Source organism: Mycobacteroides sp. H003 (assembly GCF_001440135.1).
Lineage (GTDB): Bacteria > Actinomycetota > Actinomycetes > Mycobacteriales > Mycobacteriaceae > Mycobacterium > Mycobacterium gwanakae.
In genome coordinates this window covers 492458-515028 of record NZ_LJYL01000010.1, presented here as the reverse complement: position 1 = coordinate 515028, position 22571 = coordinate 492458, and the positions used below count along the sequence as shown (strand labels likewise).

At 62.8% G+C, this 22571-nt stretch carries 20 protein-coding genes; 6 read left to right on the top strand and 14 right to left on the bottom strand.

The features are described from left to right. The 9 genes from AOT87_RS08690 to AOT87_RS08650 form a co-directional block, all read right to left on the bottom strand. A partial coding sequence (locus AOT87_RS08690) for a hypothetical protein (RefSeq protein ID WP_082635951.1) occupies positions 1-1527 on the bottom strand: 1527 nt, incomplete at its 3' end. A 372-nt stretch (positions 1528-1899) separates the two neighbouring features. Continuing rightward, the gene (locus tag AOT87_RS08685) at positions 1900-2427 is read right to left on the bottom strand and encodes a hypothetical protein (RefSeq protein WP_052583361.1); all 528 of its coding nucleotides are present in this window, start codon (positions 2425-2427) and stop codon (positions 1900-1902) included. Positions 2428-2441: 14 nt separating this feature from the next. Beyond that, positions 2442-2939 carry an SMI1/KNR4 family protein gene (locus tag AOT87_RS08680; protein ID WP_057970192.1) on the bottom strand — a complete coding sequence of 166 codons (498 nt, stop codon included), beginning with the start codon at positions 2937-2939 and terminating at the stop codon, positions 2442-2444. A gap of 63 nt (positions 2940-3002) precedes the next feature. Next, positions 3003-4025 carry a GAF domain-containing protein gene (locus AOT87_RS08675; protein ID WP_198528439.1) on the bottom strand — a complete coding sequence of 341 codons (1023 nt, stop codon included), beginning with the start codon at positions 4023-4025 and terminating at the stop codon, positions 3003-3005. Positions 4026-4090: 65 nt separating this feature from the next. Beyond that, positions 4091-5335: a cytochrome P450 gene (locus tag AOT87_RS08670; protein ID WP_057970190.1), complete on the bottom strand. Its 1245-nt coding sequence runs from the start codon at positions 5333-5335 to the stop codon at positions 4091-4093. Between the two features lie 96 nt (positions 5336-5431). After that, on the bottom strand, positions 5432-5590 hold the full coding sequence (locus AOT87_RS29285) for a hypothetical protein (RefSeq protein WP_228539344.1): 159 nt from the start codon (positions 5588-5590) through the stop codon (positions 5432-5434). Positions 5591-6190: 600 nt separating this feature from the next. Continuing rightward, the gene (locus AOT87_RS08660; protein ID WP_057970189.1) at positions 6191-6796 is read right to left on the bottom strand and encodes a hypothetical protein; all 606 of its coding nucleotides are present in this window, start codon (positions 6794-6796) and stop codon (positions 6191-6193) included. A gap of 2 nt (positions 6797-6798) precedes the next feature. Then, complete coding sequence (locus AOT87_RS08655) at positions 6799-7209, bottom strand: hypothetical protein (RefSeq protein ID WP_236739313.1); 411 nt, start codon at positions 7207-7209, stop codon at positions 6799-6801. After that, positions 7206-7691 (bottom strand): hypothetical protein, encoded by a 486-nt coding sequence (locus AOT87_RS08650; RefSeq protein WP_228842721.1) that lies wholly within the window; start codon positions 7689-7691, stop codon positions 7206-7208. Before AOT87_RS08650 ends, AOT87_RS08655 begins: the two co-directional genes overlap by 4 nt. 413 nt (positions 7692-8104) lie before the next feature. Here AOT87_RS08650 and AOT87_RS08645 point away from each other — a divergent pair, with 413 nt between their 5' ends. Further along, the gene (locus tag AOT87_RS08645) at positions 8105-8566 is read left to right on the top strand and encodes a hypothetical protein (RefSeq protein ID WP_005100175.1); all 462 of its coding nucleotides are present in this window, start codon (positions 8105-8107) and stop codon (positions 8564-8566) included. A gap of 2 nt (positions 8567-8568) precedes the next feature. Further along, entirely contained in the window at positions 8569-8766 is a 198-nt protein-coding gene (locus AOT87_RS08640) for a hypothetical protein (protein ID WP_057970188.1), read from the top strand. A gap of 82 nt (positions 8767-8848) precedes the next feature. On the opposite strand, the gene AOT87_RS08635 is transcribed toward AOT87_RS08640, so the two are convergent. Then, complete coding sequence (locus AOT87_RS08635) at positions 8849-10615, bottom strand: hypothetical protein (protein WP_237085112.1); 1767 nt, start codon at positions 10613-10615, stop codon at positions 8849-8851. Positions 10616-11201: 586 nt separating this feature from the next. Here AOT87_RS08635 and AOT87_RS08630 point away from each other — a divergent pair. Continuing rightward, on the top strand, positions 11202-13373 hold the full coding sequence (locus tag AOT87_RS08630; protein ID WP_237085111.1) for a hypothetical protein: 2172 nt from the start codon (positions 11202-11204) through the stop codon (positions 13371-13373). Positions 13374-13495: 122 nt separating this feature from the next. Here AOT87_RS08630 and AOT87_RS08625 read toward each other — a convergent pair whose 3' ends face one another. From AOT87_RS08625 to AOT87_RS08620, 3 genes are all read right to left on the bottom strand, one after another. Beyond that, a complete protein-coding gene (locus AOT87_RS08625) occupies positions 13496-14593 on the bottom strand; it encodes a hypothetical protein (protein ID WP_057970186.1) in 1098 nt (365 codons plus the stop codon). 2 nt (positions 14594-14595) lie between these two features. Next, complete coding sequence (locus AOT87_RS29020; RefSeq protein ID WP_005102600.1) at positions 14596-14763, bottom strand: hypothetical protein; 168 nt, start codon at positions 14761-14763, stop codon at positions 14596-14598. 90 nt (positions 14764-14853) lie between these two features. Then, entirely contained in the window at positions 14854-15252 is a 399-nt protein-coding gene (locus AOT87_RS08620) for a hypothetical protein (RefSeq protein ID WP_005100780.1), read from the bottom strand. A 78-nt stretch (positions 15253-15330) separates the two neighbouring features. Between AOT87_RS08620 and AOT87_RS08615 the strand changes: the two genes are divergently transcribed. Next, positions 15331-16869, top strand: a complete 1539-nt coding sequence (locus AOT87_RS08615; protein WP_234795450.1) for a hypothetical protein — start codon at positions 15331-15333, stop codon at positions 16867-16869. A gap of 105 nt (positions 16870-16974) precedes the next feature. After that, entirely contained in the window at positions 16975-18207 is a 1233-nt protein-coding gene (locus tag AOT87_RS08610; protein WP_057970185.1) for a PPE domain-containing protein, read from the top strand. A gap of 610 nt (positions 18208-18817) precedes the next feature. On the opposite strand, the gene AOT87_RS08600 is transcribed toward AOT87_RS08610, so the two are convergent. Then, the gene (locus AOT87_RS08600; protein ID WP_005102397.1) at positions 18818-19795 is read right to left on the bottom strand and encodes a hypothetical protein; all 978 of its coding nucleotides are present in this window, start codon (positions 19793-19795) and stop codon (positions 18818-18820) included. A 624-nt stretch (positions 19796-20419) separates the two neighbouring features. Between AOT87_RS08600 and AOT87_RS08595 the strand changes: the two genes are divergently transcribed. Then, positions 20420-22546: a helix-turn-helix domain-containing protein gene (locus AOT87_RS08595; protein WP_057969513.1), complete on the top strand. Its 2127-nt coding sequence runs from the start codon at positions 20420-20422 to the stop codon at positions 22544-22546. Positions 22547-22571: the final 25 nt, after the last annotated feature.

The window sequence follows — 22571 nt, the reverse complement described above, 5'->3', positions numbered from 1 at the left end:
GTTGCCGGGGACTGGGGTGGTCGGTGCCGCGGTGGGAGGGGTGATCGCGTTGTTGATCGGTTGGGCCTTGGGCAGCGTTTTCTCTTCGCGCTTCTTGGTGTCCTCTTTCTTGTCGTCGAGGAGCTTTTTGGGCTCGGTCGTGGCCTTAGGCGTCTGCGACGTCAGCGGCGTGCCTGCGCCGTGGCCCCCGCCGAGGGGGTTTCCGCCCAGCGGAGTGCCGCCCGGGCTGCCTCCGAATCCCTTGTTGCCCAGGCCCGAGAGCAGCTTGCCCAGATCGTCGCCTTTGGACTCGAGCTTCTTGTCCGGTGGAGTCAACGGGGTCGGGTTGGCCGCGGTGGTGACGGGAATCTTCTCGGTCCTGCCCTTCTCGGTGGTCGACGTCGGCACAGCTGCGGGCGACTTGGAGGTAATGACCGCCGGGGGAGCTGCGTCGAAGACCTTGCCGAGCTTGTCGTTGGCGTCCCGGATCGCCGATACGCCGCCGTGGATCGCGGCCTGCGGGCCGGAAATTGCGCCCTGGTCGGTCAGTGCGCCGTCGTTCGCAAGCTGTTGGCGCGCCGCCTTGTTGATGTCGAGCACACCCTGGTAGCACTTCTGCCCGCCGGCCGACGCGGCGGCGAGTTGGTCGGTGATGGGCTTGATCTGTTCCTTGAGCTTGGCCATGGCCTGCAGGTGGGGCGTCAGCTCTTGCCGGTACTGCTGGAAGTACGGCTCGCCGGAAGAGGCCATGGTCTGGTCGACCTGCGCGAAAAGATCAGATACTCCGCCTAGCCACGAGGTGAATGCGGTGCTCACCGCCTGGCTGTTCAGTACCAGCGGGGATGGGTGGTTCTCGTTCCACACGGTTCCGGCCGGGCCGTCTTGAAACGAGAAGACGCTCTGCTGCGCTTGTCGCAGCGTGGCGTCGAGTTCTTTCACACCGGCGACATCCTTGGCCGAGGCTGGCAGCATGCTGGTGTTGGTGCCGTCCGGTGCGTCCCACATGCCGTAGGTCTGGTGTGGCGCGACCATGTCCCATGCGGCAGCTGCGCCCATCCCGATCCAGCCGATGGGCCCGGGAATGACACCGACGAGGTTGAGAACACCTGCGATGTAGTTGCCGTCCTCGAACGACTTGTAGGACTCGTAAGCCGCATAGATGCTGCCGATCCCCGGGATTGCGCGCGCCAAGACCTTCGCCGAGGTTTTCACCCCGAGCTTGTTCAGCGCCTTGCCGGTGAGATCTGATCCGGCGCCGTACTGGGCCTTGAACAGCCCCTTGACGCCATCAACTGGCGACTTGTACAGATCCTTGGATACTCCGGCACCGATGGTGTTGGCGATCGTTCCCACCCTGGGCGTGGACTTAGCGGCATCCGCGGCGTCCGGCGCCGCTGCCACCGGCGGCGCGGCTGGCTTGGGGGCGCCGGTATCTGCGGCTGCGGAAGGGCTGGAAGTAGCGCCCGCAGCTGGGCCGGATTGGGGGTCACCGGGCGGGGGAGCGGAAGTAGTTCCAGCACCGTCCGTCACGAATGCCTCGTCTGTCACAAGCGACCTCCTTCGATTGAGGCCGCACAGTGACACGCTGGGCAGATTGGCAACGACCGCGGCGCGAGTCGTCGCGCCGTCCGCTTAGGCGCGTTGAGAAGTCCGACCGCGAGGGCATGCGGGGACGATGACCGACTCCGCGCGCGTTGGTTGTTCGTTCGAGACGCGCGGCGGTTTAGACAGGAGAACCCGGCGCTTGCGCATGCTCAGTTCAGCTCGGTGTCATGTCCCCGGTGGGTTCTGCCAACCACTTCGCAGGCAGACAGATGGGCTCCATGTGAACGTGAGATCGCAGCCTGGGGCGATCGAGCCGGGATGGCCCCGAGTGGGCGACGTACTAAATTCTGGTCAGCTGTACTCGGAGTGTGATGGTCACGCGGGTTCGCTCTCGGCAGAGAACACCCGATAGAAGTAGGCGACGGTGTCGGTGTCGCCGTTGTCGACGCACTTGAACGCCCTCCAGATCGGGCTGGCGTGTGTCGCGGTCGACGCGCAGTAAATGGTGAGCGGGCCCAGGACGGGCCCGAGTTCGGTCGGGGTGTTGATCCATTCGTAGCCGGCGTTGCGGATGAGTACTTCGCCGACGTAGCAGCCGAACACGAAAATTGTCTCGGCGACCGCGTCAGAGCCGGGCTCGCGGAAGCCCCGCAGAATGTCGTCCACAAGGTTGAGGGACGCGGGGGTGTAATCGAGCTCGACGCCGGAGACGTTGTAAGCGGCATCAACAGCGCGCTGCGCTAGATCGGCGGCATGCTCAGTCGTCGGCGGTTCCGGTAACCGCAGCGCGCGTCCCGACCACGCCGGCCCGGATGGCGGAGCCGCGGATAGATCCTCGGAGCCCGCGTCTTTGGCGACGATATATGCCCCGCCCGCGCCGCGACCGGCGTGCCCATCGAACACCGCTGGGTTACTCATCATTCGTGGTCCACGGGAACGAGCTGGGCGAGGTACGCCTCGAAGGAGTCGGCGACGAACGACTCGATGTTGGGGTCGAGTTCTTCAGTGTCGATCACGACCACGGCTGGGTCGGTCCGCAACCCAACCGAATCCGTGGGCGACTGCCGGTAGTCCAGGCACAGGTCCCAGTGCCCGTCACCGTCGAACGGGATCAGCCACTGCGCTCCGGCTGGGATGGGCTCGAAGTCCTCGTCGGCATGCCACCAAGCTTCCTTGGCCAGATAGGGGTACTCGGTACCGATGCCTCGGATGACGGTGTGGGTGGTGTTGTAGTTTCGGTTCTCGGGGAAGCCGACCCGGAGGTACCCGCCGTTTTGAGCACGGAGCAGAGCGTCGTATGCGGCCGGCAGACGCCCTCCCAGCCGTTGCTCGGTTGATTCGAGTAGCTCGCCGGTCAGCGCAGACTGCACGTACGCCTCATAGGGCGGTAGTCGCCAGATCTGTGCCGGGTCCATGGCGCACAACGGTATACGTCAGCTGGCTGCCAGAGCTCGGTCGTTGGTACTTTCCGGGCGAGGTCAGTTCTGCGCAGACAATGTCGTGGGTCCAGGACCAGCGCTCTCGACTTCCCGAAGCGTCACAAGTGCTGCTGTGGTGTGTTGGTCTAGTAGGGCCAGATTGGCGGTGGCCTGGACACGTAGCCAGTCGCCTTCGCTGCTTCGGAGGCGAATAACGTCCTCGGTTCGCCCGTAACGTAGACCGCGCGCCATGGTCTTGGCTTTCTCCAGATCTTCCGGATGTATGCGGGGCTCGTCAGATGGGTCGTACTGCCACGCCAAGTTGGGCATCGGATCGTCAACCCATTTCAAGAGAGTGAAGCTGCGGAGATCGACAAGTGCGCGATGAGTCCCTGGTTCTGCCACCGCGGCGAGAAGTTGTTGAGCAAGGATGATTGGCCGTTGTTCCGGCTTGGCAGGCCCCGGAGTGCCAACATTGATGTTCAGGCCTCGAACGATGTTCTGAGAACAGACCGGATCGGTGCAGATGCGCGCGCAGAAATGGACGCGACGCGGCAGGTCGTCGTCACCCTTGCCGTCCCATGTGGCGCAGTGATACTCGCCGGGCGCAGAAGTCACGAGCTTCGCTAACGCGTCGGCTTCGTCAGGGTTGGGCTCGATGTATTGGAACGACTCGGCGATGTTCTGAACCTCGCCAGGCTTCCCGTTCGTGATGCCGTTAACGTGTAGACAGCCTTCGTCCAGGGTGGTCCCGCCGGTGGCGATATTCCAGGCCCATGTCCCGGCGATTGGACGCTCTGGCGGCGTTTCGGAGGTGCTTCCGAACCACAGCTGCAAGCCGTGAGCCTCCCCGGTGGGAAGTACCAACGGCTGCGTGATGATGACGCGGTCGGCGCCGGAGATGGGCTCGGTGATGGGGATTTTCTCGGTGACAGTTCTGGTGATCGCCTCGACAATCGCAGGTAGATAGCGATTGCGGTGCAGTATGACAGGCAACGGGACCATCTTCTTTGGCTGTCGGCCCACCGCTACCACGGTTGGTTCTGCCCCCAGTGTTTCTATCAGCAACCAATCTTGCGCCATGCGCAGACTGTACTTTGCTTCGCTGAAACCGTCTGGATTCGATACCGCTGGAGATTGGTGGGGTGTCAAAACAGCTGTACCGGAAGCTCCGTACGTCCTCGGATGATCATGCTTCGCCGCCACTTGAGTGTGTCTGGGGCAGAGGCGAGGCTGAGCTTGGGGAAATTGTGGGCCAGTGTTGCTACCGCGATCTCGGCTTCGAGCCTGGCCAAGGGGGCGCCTACGCAGTAGTGAATTCCGTGGCCAAAAGACAGGTGCCCGTGTTCTTTTCTGTCCAGGTGAAACTCCTCGGGATCAGCGTAGGCCGCGGGATCTCGGTTGGCAGCTGCAACCGAGACGATTAGGAACTCGCCAGCGCCAATCTCTTTGTCGCCGAGAGTGATCGGACTGATTGTGTGGCGCAGTGTAGCTGTGTGGCCTGGTCCCTCCCAACGCAGCATTTCTTCAATAAACGGACCGATGTCGTCCGGGTTCGAATGAATGCGATGGAGTAGTGAAGCATCCGTGGCCAGGCGGAAGATCGAGTTAGCGATCAGGTGCACGGTTGTGTCATAGCCGGCCACCAGCAGAAGCCCGATTGTGGAGATCAGTTCCATATCAGAGAGGCGGTCTTGGTCCACCTGAGCGGTGATGAGGCGGTCCAGTAGGTCGCTGTCAGTGGTATCTGCGCTCTTGCGTTGTGCTCGACGGTCGGCGATGAGCTTCCCGAGGTATTCACCAAGTTGCACACGCGCCAACCGGCTGGGTTCTCCATCGGCGACAGCTGTCTCATCCATGATCGTCACAATCAGCGAGCCGAATGTTTCTTGGTCCTTCTCCGGCACACCGAGTAGCCGGCAGATCACCGTAATAGGTAGAGGGGTTGCGTAATTCGCAAGTAGGTCGACGGTCTTGGGTCCATCAACGAGGGACTGCACCAGCTCCTTGGCGACGTCCTCGATAGCTGGACGCATTCGAGCGCTTGCTGCCGGTGTAAACGCTTTGTTCACCAAGGCGCGTAGTCGGGTGTGTTCGGGCGGATCGGTGTTGAGCAGGTTCATGCGCAACGGGCGAGGCCCAGCAGCGTCTTGCCACCCGGTGTCGATGCCCTGAGACCGTGCGGCGCGCGACGACGACGTCTCGTCCTTGCTCAGCCGATGATCGGCCAGGACCTGCTTTCCCAGGTGGTAGTCAATAACCAGCCACGCCAACAAGCCGTTGGGCAAACGGATCCGATGGATCGGGCCAACCGCGCGCAGTTGGTTGTAGACCGGCCACGGGTTGTCGAAAAAAACATCGTCCAGAACCGTCAGCGCGTCATGCTCCGCCATTGGTGTACCTGCCCTTCAATTCGACTGGTGCCGAGCGTAGTAGCGCAGCATTCACTGGCTCGGCCGATGGCTTTTGATTGGAACAGTGAGACCAGTTCATCGCGAGGCCTGCACGGTGTACCCCAGATGCAAGAGAGCGGTTTCCGGATCATGGACTCCAGTCACCGGGTCGACGATGGGGCAGTAGTCGGCGATATCGCCGTCTTCGTCCGCGGGAAAGACGTAGGTCCCTTTCTCGCCGGAAACCACGATCACGCTGTTGAATACCCCACGAGCTGAGGTGATTTCGGGGCGAAGGCGGTAATGACGCTGAAACGTGCCTATCGCGCTACGGCGCCGATGGTCATAAATTTCGGAAGCAACCGGATCATCGTTTGACCTCGGGTCGCCGGGGTGAGCGACTATTTGAACATCTGGTTCGGTGGCGTTGCGGATGACGTGAGAGACCGAAAGCTGCACGCCTGGGCAGCGCTGCTGGGCGTGAGGTCGCTTTGTTGAATCCGAAAGGTGGCCGATCATGAAGACCCAATCTCCTTGCATCCGGGCGCAGTGCACACACACTTCACCTGTGTCGGTAGTAAGGAGATCCGCCCCAATTGGAAAGGGTCGCTCTCAGTCACCAGAATTCTGGTGACCGTGACAGTACCAACTACGCGAGCAGTGCCGCAACCGCTAGGCAAACATCCCAGCAACGAACGTGTACGGCCTTGTGAACAGCTGCTCGAACCGGTGTAACGGTCACAAGGTGTCTACAAAAACCCGGCGAGACTGAGCCCGTGCGATCGCACGCCGAGCTGCATTGAAGAGGGGCATGTGCGGGGCACAGCCTGTTTTCAACGAGGACGCTCGACTTATTCAGATGATGTCGGTTACCGGAACAGTGACCACTTCACCCGTTCTCAGGCGGTACGCGATGTTCCCATGCCATCCGTCTAGACCACCGATAGTGACCGTTTGTTTGGGAGGGAATCTTCTCAGTTGCTCGGCGACTTCCGCCTCGGCTCTACGGCGGTCTTCGGCTTGCGTCGCAAGCCACTTATCTCGTTCAGCGTCTCTGGCCGCGATCCAGGCTGCGCGATCGCGCTCTTGGGCCTGTTCCCATTCGGCCCGTTGCCGCTCATTTGTAACAGCGGTTTCGGCGTTCATACGCTCGCGCTTGGCGAGGTTGGCTGCCTCTTGCTCAGCAGCAGACCTACGCTCGCGCTCCAATTTCAGCGCAGCCTTCTCCTGTATGCGGCGTTCATTGGCTTCATCACGCCGGCGTTGCCGTTCGGCCTCTTCTCGACGCTCGGCCTCGATGCGGGAAGAGGCAACGTTCCCTCCGTTCAACGTGTTGACCAACTCGTCAGCCGCGCTCTGAGATAGCCCTGCGGTATGGCTCTGCCAGTTGCCATCCGGCGTGTAGTAACCGACGTCGTAGCCACCGAAGAATCCACTAGGGGGACGTGACACATATGCCATCTTCAGCTCCCTTCTGCCACGGTGATCTCGATTTCGATGAACCCACCAACTGGTTCAGATATCGCAAGTGAAGAGGCTCGCAGGCCGCTACGGAGGGTTGCTTCGGCATCCAACCAGCTCGCGATCGACGAACCCACCGGCATCTTGAAACTGAGCACCATCGATTCCCGCTCGCAGTTGACGGCAACCAAATTCGGAACGGTTAGCGTTGTGAGTTCGGTCGTTGTCCCGTTGGGATTGATTCGCGTTTCGCAGCTTTGAATCGCCAGCTTTGCGCCGACCATTAACGCCGTGAACGCCTCCTGATCGCGGAGAACTTCGAAAGTGCGGCCGAACGACTCGCGAAGCTTGTTGGTGACCGCAAGTACAACGGCTTCGGCCCGGACCACATCGTCGCCCGCCGAGGTGGTCACAGCTCGTCTCTTTGGATTCGCGCCACTTCCTCCTGAACACGCCTATTGTGCTCCGCGGCAGCCGCGCGTTCCTGCTGCTCGGCAGCGGCGCGAGCTTCCTCCTCTTGCCGCAAACGTTCCGATTCGATGGCCTCGGCCTCGGCTCGAACTCGTTCCTGCTCGGCGTCAATCGCTGCTTGCTGTGCCTTTCGCTTGGCATCTGCGTTTGCGATCGCGGTGCAGATCCAGGCGAAAATCACGAAACCAACGACCACAGTGATTACGGGGTGCTCACGGAGAAAATCCCCGAACTGTCCGAGCGCGCTTTTCGGGGGTTCCGGCCACGGATACCGGTCCCAGCAGTCAGTCATCCGGTTGAAACTGTCGAGGCCGCGTCCAGCTGGTACCTGCGCTTCGCACTGTTCGCGTTGCCTCGTCACCGTGGCCAGTTGCTCTTTGTAGCGCTTGTCTTCTGCAGTCTCGCAGCCAGCCAGCAGTGCCATCAACGGTGTCGTTACTGCCACGGCTGACAGCCTGCGCCACCGGCGTACTCCGTCGGCCGGGTCGAATCGGGAGTTCATGCGCTGAGCATGGCACGAGACAGTGCGGTCGCGAGGTGTGGATAGCCTTCTGAGGTGGGGACGTGACAACGGATCGCCCAGTTACCAACGCGAAAAAGGCGCCAGGATCTCGCCGCTGCGATCCGTACCCGCTGATGGAGGGTGTGGGCCGCTTGGCAAACGTGCTGACGAGCTAGCTGTGACGTGGCGAACACGGGCCAATCACCCACGATGGCCACCCCATGAAAGTCCCCAAGAAGGCTGAGGGCGCCGCGTCGCGAACAAGCCGCAGTCACAGAGACGGGGGTGACGAAACTAACTTGGACTTCCGAACACGTTCCGAATAGCATGGCGCCATGACCGCGACAACTCTTCGCACCTCAACGCGCCGCTCCTCGGACCTGAGCAAGCACTCGGCCGAGGTGTTCGCCGAGGCTGAGGACCACCCGGTGACGGTGACCCGCCGTGACGGCGAGGACCTCGTGCTCATGTCGCAGCGTGAGGCCGACAGCCGCAATCGCATGCTCCAGTTCGCCGCCCAGCTCATCGGCGCCGCGGTGAGTGACGACGGCCCTCTCGCTGACCGCATGTCCAGAGCCTTCCCCTGGATGCTCGCGTTGTCCGCGCAGGACCGCGCTACCTGCGCTCAGGATCTCGTCGACGCCGCGCGGGCGTCGTTCTCCACCGATCAGCCACACCGGGTGCTTTCGGAGCTGACCTCGTGGCGGGAGACCGCGACCGCGATCGCCGCCGGCCTCGGCCAGGCCGACCTGGACTGGTTGGACGACGATGACGACACGGTCGTGGAGCGTCCGTAGCGGTGGCGGGCAAGGGGGAGCTGGTCCCGCGACCGCCGAAGAAGGTCGAGTACGAGATCCGCTTCGCGACGGCCAACGCGAAGAAGGGGTGGCAGCACAAGCCCACGAAGCAGGGCACGGCGCGCATCTGGTTCTACGTGGAGGACCGCACGGTTTACCTGGAGCAGGTGCACACCAGCCACCCGAACGAGACGAAGTAGCCAAGACGTTTCAAACCGTAGCGGCTATTGGGGCTACCGCGGACCTGTGAACCGCCCCGATTTCAACGCAACCTGCCAAGGCTCACTTCGGTTGTGGTCGCGTGTCATTCGCGAGGGCCCCGGTACCTGACAACGGTGTTAGGTCGTCGCGGCTGAGGTGGAAGCCCTTGCGTCTGGCGTAGTCGACGCAAGTCAAACCGTCGTTCTCCATTAGGCACTCTATGTTGTCCTGGAGCCTGATCGTGCTGCCGTAGGGCAGCTCGTTTGAGACTGCATAGACGACGGGATCTTCTGCGGCGACTCCGTTTTGTAGCCCACCCCATCCGAAACTGGTCACCGAATCTTGCCAACGTTCGGCTATCGCAGCGGGTTTGGGCGTGCGCGCATATGTTCCTTGGGGAACGTCGCAGAACAGGGAGTACTTGCGCCAGGTGCAGGCGATGGAGCCGGTGGGGGAGCTGAAGTGCAGGTAGTCGTCGGAACTGCGCGTTGGGGTGTCGGTGGGCAGGTATCCGCCGACGTGAAACGAGGCGGTGTCCACCAAAGTTCCCTGTCCGATACGCGCCAACTTCGTGGTGGCTTCGGCGGAAGGCGTGGGAAACGCAACATCGCCTGGTGGGCGGGTTGACGGATCTGGCAGCGGCAACGTGGGCTCTGGACCGTTGGGCGCTGTGTCGAACTGGGCGTGCTGCAGTTTGGTCACGAGATGGCGCGCTATTTGGCTGCTCTGCTGACCTAGCGCGGGTTTAGTGATCACCAGGAGCCCGCGTACGCGCATTAGAGACGCGGTGTAGTCGATTCTGCTGTTGGCTTCGCCCTTGACGTGGACACTGATCCCGGTGACATCGCCGAGGGACTCAGTGGGCGTGATCGGATACCCACATCCCTTCGCCCACATGGTTGTTTCGTCAATGACCGAGGCTCCCGAATGCTCGACCCCGAACCTGGCAGTTTCTGTTTCGTTGTGCTGGTCAACCGTCCGGAGTGCGGATACGGCAGCGATCTCCCGGAAATTGCGGTGCAGATCAGTACGCCAGCCGACACTGTCTTCAAACGGAACTCGGCTGCAGCCAGATGCGCCCTCGCCGTCTTCCTCGCCATCGCGAATGATCGGTGAGCTTTGACGCACTGACCACTCGCGCGGCGCATCAAGTGCAGACGGTAACAACTGCTGCAACTCTTTGTCCGTCCGTTCGCGCAGTTCAGATGTATCTATCCTGTCGGGCAGCGGTTTAGGTGCCGGCTTGTTGGATTCAAGGCGCTTGAGCGTCAGCGCCAGGAGGTCTTCGACTGTTTGGCCGCTGTCGTGTCGCACCCCGACGAGCACAAGCCCCTGCGCTCGTGCCAGCAGGACCATGCTCTCCCTGGATCCCTCGGGCTGAAAGCGGTGTGCTCGGTTGTCGGTCAAGTGGATTCGTGTGAGTTCAACGCCGTCTACCTGCTTGGGCGGCATCACGCTGACAGCCGTCGGGTAGACGGTCTCGGGGTCAGGCGGACCGGAACCCGGGTAGATCACTCGGTACTCGTGACACCGTTTGGCCCAGTCCACGGATTCAGCGATCAAGTCGGTTCCAGGACGCTCACGCATGATGCGCACCGATGCCCGGCCGCTATCGCCGGCGATACCGTTCGGGACGGACCCTTCCGAGGCGGCCGCGATCTGATCCTTGCGCTGGAAGGGGATATCCCCACACCCGGTGGGCTCAACGGGAGCATCGGCCGGGTAGATCTGCGGACCGGCTGGATATTCCGGTGAACCGATCGCCAACGTGACGTCCCACGGTGCACCTGGGTAGTCGGCGAGTGTGGGTAGAGACTGGGCCAGTTCCTCGTTTGAGGGGATCTGCACGAGTGGATCGGATGGACGAGGATCCGTGGGGTGTCCGCACGCACCCACGAGTAGCAGCACCACGGATGAAACACCGGCTAACGCTGATTTCACAGACACCCCTTGGCCAGTCGAGTAGGTGAATCAGTCTGTCAGAGGTGAACTGTGCTCCGCAGCGGAGCCGGTCGACACATGTCAAGCCCCCGACGGGCTAATGCCGGGTTCTCCGGGGCGATCGCAGATTCTCCATTTCTGACCACGCCCTGACGTATTAGCCACAGCACTCCAAGCTCTCGCCGTGACGTGCTCGAGACTTGGGGGACGTGACAATAACCCGTTGGCGCACTGGATCAAGCATGTGATGTACCGGGCGATATGTGCCCGAGGCAAGTCGCGGGAAGTATTTGCTGCAAAGCGCAGAGGTGCATGTTACGGTTACGTCTGCACGGGGGCCATAGTGGTAGCTCTTCACTCCTAATGAAATCCGCTGTCACACCTTTCCACCGTGCACACTTTCTCCGCGTGCGGAGCGGGACCTGTCGAGGTATCTGCTCTGCACGCTGGTCTCCGTGGTGTGCACATGTTCCACGAACGGAGATTTGTCACCATGACGACGACCTACGCGACCGACACTCGCGCTCTCACCGAGGCAGCGCTGCGCAAGGGCGTCGCGGCTCGCCTGCATGGCACCGACGACCCGATCGAGCACGGTGGTGACGTTGTCGCCGTTGAACTCCTGGACCTCGGGTACCTCGTTCACCCCGCTGAACTGCGGGACCTGTCTGAGTTGGACTTGCAGGGCATCCTCGCCGCTGCGCGCAAGATCTCCGGAGCAGACCGGACGTACGTGCCGGTGTATCCGGGGTTTCCCGCGCAGGTCCGCAACCTGTCGACGCTGGGGCTGATCATTGACCAGATCGTCTATTACTTTTCGGTGGCCTTCGACCCGGATGGCAAGGAGCTCGACCGTTACGCCACGGTGGACCGGTCTGTCGACATCCGCCCTTCATTGCCCGTGGCGGACCTGCTGATCGCGGCCAAGCCGCTGCGTGTCGCGGACGCTGACGGCCTGCTGGATCTGGCGAAGTCCTTGATCCGTCGTCCGGTCGCGCTGTCACCCGACGATCGTGAGTTCGTCATGGCGGTCCTTGCGTACGCGGTGGCGCATCACTCAGCTCCGGTCGTTGACAGCGATCTGGACGATCTGCTTACGGGCGTACGCAACCGGGAGAACTGGCAGACCGTGATCGAGGCGCTGAACAACAGCGCCAGCGTGCCCAATGAAACTGTGGCCTCAGCTGCGCTGCGTACCGCTGAGGGCCCCGACGATCTTCTTCGTGCGGTTCTAACGCTGTACACCGACCCGCTGCGCGATGGCAGCGACGCGGAACACGCCCGCGTCCTGCGGAGCTTGTCCGACTCGGGGCACTGGGCGGTGGGCGTGCGCTCGGTGCCCAAGCCGATCCGCAAGCTGCTGGTCCGGCGCCTCGGCGAGCTCACCGACGGGTACCGCGCGGATACGCTATTCACGCGCAGCAATCTGTGGCGGCGCATCATGCGGTACGCGCACCCGTACCAGTTCGCCCGTACAGACGCCGAGAAGCGGGCCCTGGACATCGTGCACTCGAACATCGAGTACAAGACCTTCGCCTCGCTGGTGGAGGCCGCATTCGAGGCGGACCAGCTCACCGCCGCGGTGGACCTGCTCTCGCAGCGGCCTGGCCAGCTCGTCGCGCGCATCGTGCACTTGGCGAGCCTCGACGGCGATCTGAACTACCTGCGCCAGGCGGTGGCCGATGCCGGCAGCCGAGCTCGGGCGACGCAGCTGGTGGCGGCGTACAACGGTCTGGCAGCAGTGGCGGCAGGTCGCTCGACCGTGCAGCGTGTCACCGGCCGCGCGAACTTCGTTCGAGAGCAGACCAGCACGCTGCCGGCCACCGATGCATGTGGGTTGCAGCAGGCGGTCCGCGCCGCACTGGTCGAGCGCATACGTCGTCTCGGTGGCGATCTGATCACGCCCGGTCTCATGCTCGGCACAGCTGATACGGCTGTGGTCTCGACGATCAACCGCGATGCCTCCTCGACCGACCGCGCCCTCGAGCGGGGTGAGAAGTTCACGGTCCGTGGAGAGCACGGTGTACTGCGGCTGTTCGTGCACTGGTTCAACGGGCCCTGGCGGGTGGATCTCGATCTCGGGGCACTGCTGCTGGATGCCGACTTCCGCCAGGTCACGACTGTCGACTACAGCTCGTACCACGACAACCGGGGCTTCGCGACATACTCCGGTGACATCACCGATGCTCCAATGCCCGATGGCGCAGCAGAATTCATCGACGTCGATCTCAAGGCTGTGCTCCGGGCGCATCCGGGTGCGCGGTACGTGGCGATGACGGTGAACTCGTACACCGGGCAGCACCTATCGGCGGTGGATCACCTGGCCGGCGCGATGCTGCGCTCCGATGGCGACGCCGGGAAGCACTTCGACCCGCGCACGGTCACCACGGCGTTCCGGTCGAGTAGCGAGTCCACCCTGGTGAGCCCGATGGTGGTGGATTTGGTGACCTGCGAAGCGATCTGGGTCGACACCTCGAACGGATCGCGCACCGCGGGGTATTCGATCTCGCGGGGAGGCACCCTGGCAGAGGCGATCGCCGCGGAGATCGGCGTCGACCGAATGACCTACGGCGACATGGCGGAGATGGCTGCTGAGGCGTTCGGGGTGAAGACGGACGCAGGTGCGGTTGACCGTGAGCTGGTCAAGGCCCTGCTTGCGCTCTGACAAACACGAGACGCCACAGCGCCCCGATTGCTCCTTGGCTTGGAGCCCAAGGTCTTGTCAGGGCGCTGTGGCGTTTGTGGAAGGCCAGCGAACTCGCGAAACACGTTCTGGCGGGCCGCCTGTCACCCTGGTTGATCTTCGACGACCAGCGGCAGCGATAGGAGTTCTGCAATGTCGAATTCAGCGGTGCCGCTCTGCGTCATTTTCCGCCTATCGAGGCAGAGCTTGGGGTACAACGCCGGGATGCGGTCGCAGACCTGATCTTTGAACTGCTGCCAATGGTCTTTCACACCATCAGGCAACCGTGGGCGTCTGATCTCCTCGCCCGGGCTGTACGTCCAGAACGTCTGGAACAATTTGATTCCGACGTTCGGAGCGCCCGGGGCGACAAGCATCCCGAGCCCCTTGTGTTCGCGTGACATCTGGTCTCCGACGTGGAGTATCGCGTCAGTGTTCGCGAACCGCGCCGCGTCGCGCGTGTTCGGCGGGCCCAGAAAAACCGCGGTACACAGTGTGTTCCACGCGCTTGGTACTTGCCAGTGCCATCCACTCGCAGGAACGATGAGTACGTGGCAGCGCACAGATGCCCCAGCGTGCAGCAGATCTTCGACCATTCTCAGTACTTGACGCAGTTGCTCGGGCGATAGCTGCGAGGCCCACTGCGTCATCAGCCCCGCGAATTCGTTGAGAACCAAGAGCATTGGTGTGAAGCCGACGTGGTGACCGGATGTTCCCGTCGCTCTCTGGTCCATGCGGGTGGTGAGGATTCGGTGTGCAATCACCAATGCTTCTAAGCGCCGGTGCTCTTCGGGGGCACCTATACCAACGCGGGGGAGACCGAGGTAGGAGACGTTGGCGCAATCCCTGTAACCGACAAAATCAGTTCCTCTGCCATCCGCAATGATCACCTGCCAGCCGCGGGTGCGGCACTGTTCTGTCACGGCTTTGGCCAACACAGTTGCCCCGGCGCCAGTCTCGCCAAGCAGGAGCAGTCCGGCACCACCGTGATCTGATCGCCAGAACGCGGTGCCTTCGTCGTCGACCCCCAGCGGTATGGGATCCAGTTCCCGAGAAGGATCGGTGAATATCTCGAGTGACTGGACAGGTTCGTGGATCGGTGGCAGTGCCAAGGAGGGCAGTGACACCGCAGGTCGGACATGCGCAGCTCGCGACGTGGCAGGCCGAAAACGCTTGAGGAGATTCACCGCACGGATCTGCACGCTCAATTACTCCAGTTCACAGTCAGACCAGCGGTGTCGACGTCAGCGCCAGCCCGTCGGCGCAATTCAGCGGCGGCAAGCTGATGGGCAGCGGCGCTGCCCAGGTTTGTGGTGACAGTGAACCCCGCTGTGGCCGGATGACTGACTTGGTATGTGGTGATGTCGGACATGCGGAGATTCTGAGCACCGACAACCGCATTGAGGTGCCAGCGGCGCGTGACTTTCGTGCGCGAGAGCGGGTCCCGGTGTCCGGTGGCTCGTCAGTCGACCGAGAAGGTGCCGTCAGCGATTGCTTGATCGGCCAGCTTGGCGACCGCATCGACTGTCAGTGAATCCAATAGGGCTGCGAACCCGGGGCCCGGAGCATAGGTCTTGTTGACCGCGTCATATACCTCGCCCCGCTCGATCAGCCGGCGCCCCAGCGTGGCCACCGGTTCGCCAACCGGCGGAACCTTTTTGGACCGGATTACCGTGTCTAGGCCTGTCAGGGTTTCGTCCAGCTGCTCCAGCACCCGCACCCGCTGCGCTGACGGTGAGTCCTCGCGAGGACCGCTGATCTGGAAAACCGGCATCGGAGTCTGCGTCGCGCAGGCGAGCGACGAGGCGAGAGTGTGCAGATACAGCTGCGTCTCGCGGCTCGCATTGTTGATCTTTGTCATCGGCGAACCGTAAGCAGATCCCGGCGTGTCGTCGCGCTGGGGCGCATGCAACAGAAAGTGCCTCATACCGTTGTTGGCATGTTGCCCCTCACCAACGACGCACACATGCAGCTTGTGCCGGCGCGCAAGAGCGCAGGCAACGCACTGCGCATTACAGCGCCTCAGCGCACGATCGCCGCGGTGATGAATGGCCTGGCACCCGAACCTGCGGACATGGAGGCCATGCAGAACGTTCACATCAGTGAGCGGCTGTTGCACATGTCGACTGCGGCTGCACTGCGACAGGCATTGATGTCACGTCCCTCGTCGGGCGTGCGTGGACGCACCCGGCGGCGCTCCGGGGACGCCGATGTGCACGCGGTCCGCGACGCCTACTACCTGGCACTGGCACTGGCCGCCGACGCAGATGGGGACCCCTCGTCACTGCGCTCGATCATCACCGGGGACCGGCGTACGTGGCTGGAGGCCGCGGCATTGGTGGGCAGGATGCAAATTCGCTTCCTCGAACAGGTCTGCGAGCAGATCGAATTGACCGCCAACCACCTGCAGGTTCCGGCGACCGTGGCCCCAGTCACTGCGGCCTCGATGCTCTCGTCGGGCGGACGCATCACCGACACCACACTGCTGCTGGCCGACCACAGTCCACGCAACTCTGCCGATCCCGGATGGCTGCATGCCACATCCACCGTGGTGATCGAGGGTTACAGCGGAACCGCGGTCGTCGATGCCGGCCCACCGCTGCTACCAGCGGCATGGTCAGCACGCATCGCGGCCCCCATCACCATCACTGCCCGCAGCGGGCGCTGGCCGGCGCAGATAGTTCGGGACGCGCTGTGGTTGTGCCAAGACGCCGTACGAGAGTGGGCCGGGGCGATGACCCGTCAGCTCAGTGGATCCAACGATGAGGACCTGGTTCTGCTGGTGGGTCCACCATTGCGCCGATTTCTCACCAGCCCGGCTGTCGAGGCCATCGCGCGTTGCGCAGAAGCTGCCACCTGCCTCGCCCGGTACGGCGGTCCCGCCTCAGCCGCGGCAATCGATTCCGCGCCGATTCTGGCAGTGGACACCGAACCTCATCCCATGAGCAAACAGCTGCGCGCCGACCTGCTCAAGGCGATGCGCTACCTGGATCACGACGGCCAAGAGCTGGCGCCGGACACCGAGCTCGCCGACGCCGCGGCGATCGCCGAAGTTCATCGCGAAGAGCTCGTGCTCCTGTCCGCCACCACATGCGAGCCCCTGAGCGAAAGCCTCGAAGTGACGGCCAACATCGCGGTGCCGGACTGGCACGACATGTCGGTCCTCGTCCAAGCCCTGCGCCCGGGCGCATCGGCTCAGCTGTCTGCCCCGCTGATCGGACTGGCTGATCAGGACATCATCGGCGGTGACGGGCAACGTCTGAGTTTGCGTATTCGGGCCCACCGCGGTCTCCCGCTGCGCACCCGTGGTGGGTTCGCGGTGTTCCTGGCCGCCGGCACGCGATTCTGCGTTCTGGGCACCGACACGGCGAAGAACCACGTCACGGTGTACCTCGAGCAGGAGGACATCGAGACCGTGCCGCAATCCGAGGACCTCTCAGCGATCTGCACCCAGGCTCGGCACTTGAACGTCGCCTAGCAGCTACCCGCTCGCGCCCCAGGCTGGCAAACACCGTTCGCGGTGGTACTGGAGTCTGCGCCGACCAGATTCGGTCGCGCTGACACCAGCAGAAGGGCCTGATCAATGCCAGCACACCCGTGGGGTGCATCCACCCCGGAAATGAATGCCGGAGTTCTCGAGACCGGTTCAACCTCAGCAACTTGGGCCGCGGGTTCGGCGGCGTGGATGGGCCTGGCTACGGCGGCCATGGCCACCATGGGGATCGTCGCCCAACAGATGGGCGCCACGTTGTCGACCATGTCTGGTGTCCGGTCGGCCACCCACGCGGCGGCCACACCACCCTTCCTGGCCTGGCTGGCCGGAATGGCTGGCATCGCGTTTCAGCGCGCGGCGGTCAACGCCGTTGTCGCCGAAAGCTATGGCCTGGCGCGCACGACGATGATCCCGTCCGTCCAGTCGATCAACAACCGGGTGCGTGAGCACGCCGCTGAGGCATCTAACATCTTCGGGCAGAACACCCCGCTGATCATGGCGCTCAACGCCGAATACGGGGTATATACCGTCGACAACGCCACGATCGGCAACACGTACGGCGAAGTGATCGCTGCTGCGACGTTGCCGGTGCCGATTCCGCCTCCGCCGCCGCTGGGCAGCGCGGCCCAGGCCGCAGCAGACGCCGGCCAGGCCGCTCAGCAGTCCGCTCAGCTGGTCGCGCAAGCAGGCAACGGGGCGCTCTCGCAGGCGGCGAGCCAATCCGCAGCACAGGCTGGCCAGGGCGCCGGCTCTTCCGGCGACATGCTCAGCTCGATGGGGCAGATGGGCCAGATGTTCCAGGCGCCCATGCAGGCGCTGCAGAGCGCGGGGTCATCGCTCACCAGCCCGTTTCAATCGTTGACGCAGTTGTTCAGCGCACCGATGTCCATGTTCGGATCGGCATCCGGCATGGGCAACCTGCTCGGCGGGGGGAGCACTGGGAACTCGTTTAGCCCGACGTCAATGGCCAAGGCCGGCGGTCTTCCGTTGGGCACCAATGGCCTTGGTGGGGGTGGCGGTGTCGGTTTGGGAGGAGGCGGCCTGGGCGCATATGGCGGAGGACTGTCGGGGGCGAACAAGTCCGGGACGTCCACCATGGCCCGCACCTCTGTGCTCTCCGGTGTGTCGACCATGACCCAGGAACGTTTCGCCGGAGCGCCAACGGCAGGGTTCGGGGGAGGCGGCATCCCGCCTAGCGCTGCTGCGCGCGGCGATCAGGGCCGCCGGTCGGACTCCTCAAGTGCGGTGCTTACCTTCGGCCCCAAGGAAGATGAAGTTGTCCGGCGCGGTGCCGAAGGCTCTGAGCGCGACCTGTTCAACTAAGGAGAGGTTGACGCGCACGGTCGCGCGTTCTTCTGAGAAGCTGAAGCCATGGCTTCTTGGGACTACGCAGCTTCTATTGACGTCTTCGCGTCCGGCGACCGCCGCGGCACGCTGGTGTTCGTCCCTGAGGATTCGCTAGCTCGGACGGATGGAGCGGCCGTCGGGCGCGTGGCGGTGGAATTCAGGCTCGGCATGGTGGATTCGGAATATTGCTATCTCACCGGTCCGACCACATGGGGCGTGACTAAGGAGCTCTTCACGAATGTAGGACGAGACTTCCCCGGACCTAACATCCCAGCTGGTAGGTCGATTGCGGCCGACGCTGATGCGATAGTCGCCAGACTACGTGCCGCGGGAATCAACTAGCCACGCGGCGCTTCTAGTCGGGCCTGCGGCTCTTCGCTCCGGCTGTGGCGACGCTGGCCGTGATCGAGGTTAATGCGTCGTCGAGTATCGGCAGCGCGACGCTGAGTTCATCGGCCAGCGTCGCCCGCCGGCATCCTGGACGCTATCTCGCGCAGCTGATGCATGGTGAGTGCCGGCGTCCGCTCAGGTGAGTGCGTCATGGCAAGCACCTACCGCCACGGGGTTGGGTTCGGAGGCGTGACGATCAGGAGTCCAACGGTTTGGGCTCGCGCCGGATCTTCGCCCACAAGTACACCCCCGGGGATTTCTGGGTGATCACGAATCCGTGGCGCTCGTACCAGCGAGCCAGCCGCGCGGAGCTCTCCTCAGTTCGGTCACCGGGCATGATCTCCCCGAAGATCGCCAGTCCATGCCGATCCGCGCTGCGGCACAGATGCGACAACACGGCTGTGCCCAGCCCTATTGGACGTTTGCGACGTTCTCGTCGACGACCGGTGTCGCCGGCCTCGACAACGATGTCGTGCAGCTTCAACTCCTGCATGGACCAGAACGAAACCCAGATCGTGGCTAGCGGGAATCGGGGACGTGACAAGGAATTCACCACGTCGCGGTAGTGAAAGTAGCGCTCGTTGAAGGGCGGATGCACGCCGGCGTCTAATCGCTCTGCGACGGATACGAAGTCCACATCGGGAATTCGGCGCTCCCGGGACGGCAGGTGGTGGATCAGCCTTCGTGCGCGGACGTTGTCCGGCTCAAGGTCCACGCACCGCACCAGCTCTCGGGTGAGCTCGCTTTCAAGCGTGCGATCGCCTTCGTGGGCCTGGATCCGAGCTTCGAACAGGCGAGGCTTTATGGCGCGCAGCCGATCACGTAGCTCGCTTTCTACAGGGCCTCGCAAGTAGCGCTCAATGGTGGATTCGATGTCGCTGGACAGCAGACCCCACCGGCCGGGGATAGACCCGACGTATGCACCGGAAATACTTTCATGGGCTTGGCGGAACAGGCGGTCGGCAGACTGATGTGCATCCGCGACCGCGGCTTTCCTGCGTCCCGACCACCACCATTTGCGTTGGAGTGCTTCGGCTTCGGCATGTAGTAGCGCTTCGCCAGCGGCAACGAAAGCAGTTACCGCTTCGGTCTGGGTGGGACCTGATGGTTCGTCGACGACCTGTTCAAATGCCGACCTTCGCCAACCCCGGTCGCCGAACAGTCTTTCGGTCACAGCAAACCTCCTTTTGCACCCAGTGCTTGCGTGAAAGCGCGCCAAGCGTATCGAGCAACGGTCCTCCACGCCCCTTGATTACCGGGTAACTCCACACTCATCTGCACATTTCCGCCTCTGCGATGTGCACACCTTTTCGCGGCGCGAATCGTTCGGTGTGCACGGTTTCTCGCCGCGTTGACCTGCGTAAATGGTCAACAAGGCGTGCACTTCTCGGCCTACCAGCGGTTTTACGGAGATGCCTTGTAAGTGGGGGGTGCCTCGGCGCGGCTCTGGCTTCATAAAATTGCCCACACGGTAGGTCTATAAAGAAACCCCAGGTAGATATATGTAATTAGTTTAGCTAATTATTTGTTTTACCCGTTACGTGAGGCAAAGCCGGTCAGAACGCGTGTGTATATGTGCACGCCGAGGGGGTCTCCGAGGCACCCCCACTTACAAGGCATCAACACAAACACGCAGGTAGGCCAACAAGTACACGCCCTGTTGACAGAAACCGCAGGTCAACAGGGAAAGTTACACACCACGACGAACAGATTCACGCCAGTCGCTGAAAAGGTGCCTATCGGCGTGCCGTGCGTTTCAATCCGGCATCGTGGGCGGCATCGGTTAATCTCTTAGACCATGGCCCTTGATCTGGAAGGCGTGCCACCTCAGTGGCGGGAGCGCATCGCCTCCCTGCCCGTTGAGCAGCAGGAGATCATGCTGCGAGGGATGGCTGCCGTGTTCAAAGCGCCGGTAGAGCCGAAGCTTCCTGAGCCTCCGAGCGTTGACGACCGCGATCTTCTCCGGCAGGCCCTGTATCCACGCCGCGATCTGGCAGATGAGCCCCTCAGCGCGCGCGAACAAGCCGAGTTCGATGCGCTGGTCTCGACACCTGGCGGCGAGTCCACCGCAGCGCCAGGTGTTTACAACCAGCCAGTCAAGATGCTGACGGTGGGCGAGGTAGCACAAGCTCTAGGCATAAGCTCCACCGGCGTTCGCAGGCTGATCAAGTCTCGACGACTGCCCGCGTTCACAATGTTCAAGACGGTGCGCGTACGTTCCGATCTCGTCTGGGCATTGCGGAACCGGCCGGATCTAACCCCCGGACTGATAGGTGACGGTCCAGCGTACCGGCCCAATCACTGCGCGATGGACCCCTTCAAAGGGGTGCCCGTTGAACAAGTCGCGGCTCAACTGCGTGTTCATCCGCAGACACTGCGTCGTTGGGATCGCCACTACCGCGATAACGAGATCAAAATGTGGTCACATGCCGGACGCGGTGAAGAAGCGGCTGTGATGTCAAAAACGCTTTCGTTGCACCATATTCCGTTTGAGAAGTCGCAGCTGAGGTTCGTCTCCCGCCTGGATATGCACGGTGCATCTCCCGAAGTGAAGCGCACCATCGCAGATGCCCTGCGGAGGATCGATCGCGCGCCCGTGCGCCCGGATCAGGTGCGGCGCAATCAGCGTCTGTCCGACGCGGCTACAGGTCAGCGTCTGTTCACATACCCTGAAGTCGCGGCGTTCTTGCATCTCACCCCGTCGGGTGCCCGCAAAGCGATCATGAGTGCCGGCATTCCTGTGCAGATCCTCGGGGGAGTGGCACGGGTGCGGTATGACGACATGGTCCACCTGATGCTAACGCGCCACAACAAAGCGCTGCGCAAGAACCAGCCGTGGATGCCAGCGGTCAAACCCGAAAGCCCGCAACTGATCCCGATCGCGGACGCGGCGAATCGGATGGGGGTAACCGTACGCACCGTGCGACGCTGGATTGCGGCCAAGAAGATCGTCGGGGTGATTCGCGATGAGGCCCTGTGGATCCGTGTCGCCGACCTCCAGGCTCATGGTGAACGTGACGAGCTATCGGCAAGGCGCGATCGCCGGCGAGCCCAGGCATCTGAGACCGTGGCCCGCGGCGCCACACTCACCAGTGGACACTTCGCATCGTTCCTGCACTGGTTGCGATACACCTCTCCGGAGGTCGATCTGCACGACGCCCTGCACACCAGGAGCAGCGCAGCGGAGCTGGGTGGCTGCAGACCCGTCGTAATCGAGAACCTGGTGCGCGAAGGGCTTATCCCAGCGCAGCGTTACGGACGCGAGCTGCGTATCCGGACCATGGACCTGTATGCCGCCGCGGTGTTCTCGGCGAAAGTCGCTCGAATGTGTCCCAAGCTCAAACCGAAGGACGTGCGGGAGCGGCATAGCGTGGTAGGTGAGTACCTGAGTTTCGAGCAAGCTGCGGCGCGCCTGAAGCGACCGGTTTCGGAGGTCCGCCGGCTGGTGGCCGACAAGGCGCTGTTGACGGTGCGGTTCGGGCAAGTTCATCGCCTGCACGTGAGTGAGATTGAAGGCCCTGGACTGGTGCGGTTCAAGAAGATCGCCGAGCCGTACCCGCCGTTGAAGTACCATCGCTCGTTCAGCCAGATGACCGTCAACGAAGCCGCCGATGAACTGGGCCTGAGCGAACGGACAGTGTTGCGCTGGGTGCGTTCCGGCGCGCTGCTGGGTGCATACGCCTCGCGAAAGAAGTGGCGGTGGAACTCCTATGGTGTCCCGGTCAAGGTCGATGTCCCGACCAACCGTGGCGGCGCCTTGCTGTCCGCGCGCACGGTCATCGCGGCCCGCCGTTTGCGCCAGGTGCGGGGCTTGCAGCCGCGCGATCTGATCGAGGTGACCAGAGGTCAGCTGTCAGCTGGGAATTATCCGGAGCTCAAGCCGTGGCAGGAGTTCATGTTGGTGGACGATTTGAGCGTTGCATAGGTTAGGCGGCATAGATCGGCGTGTC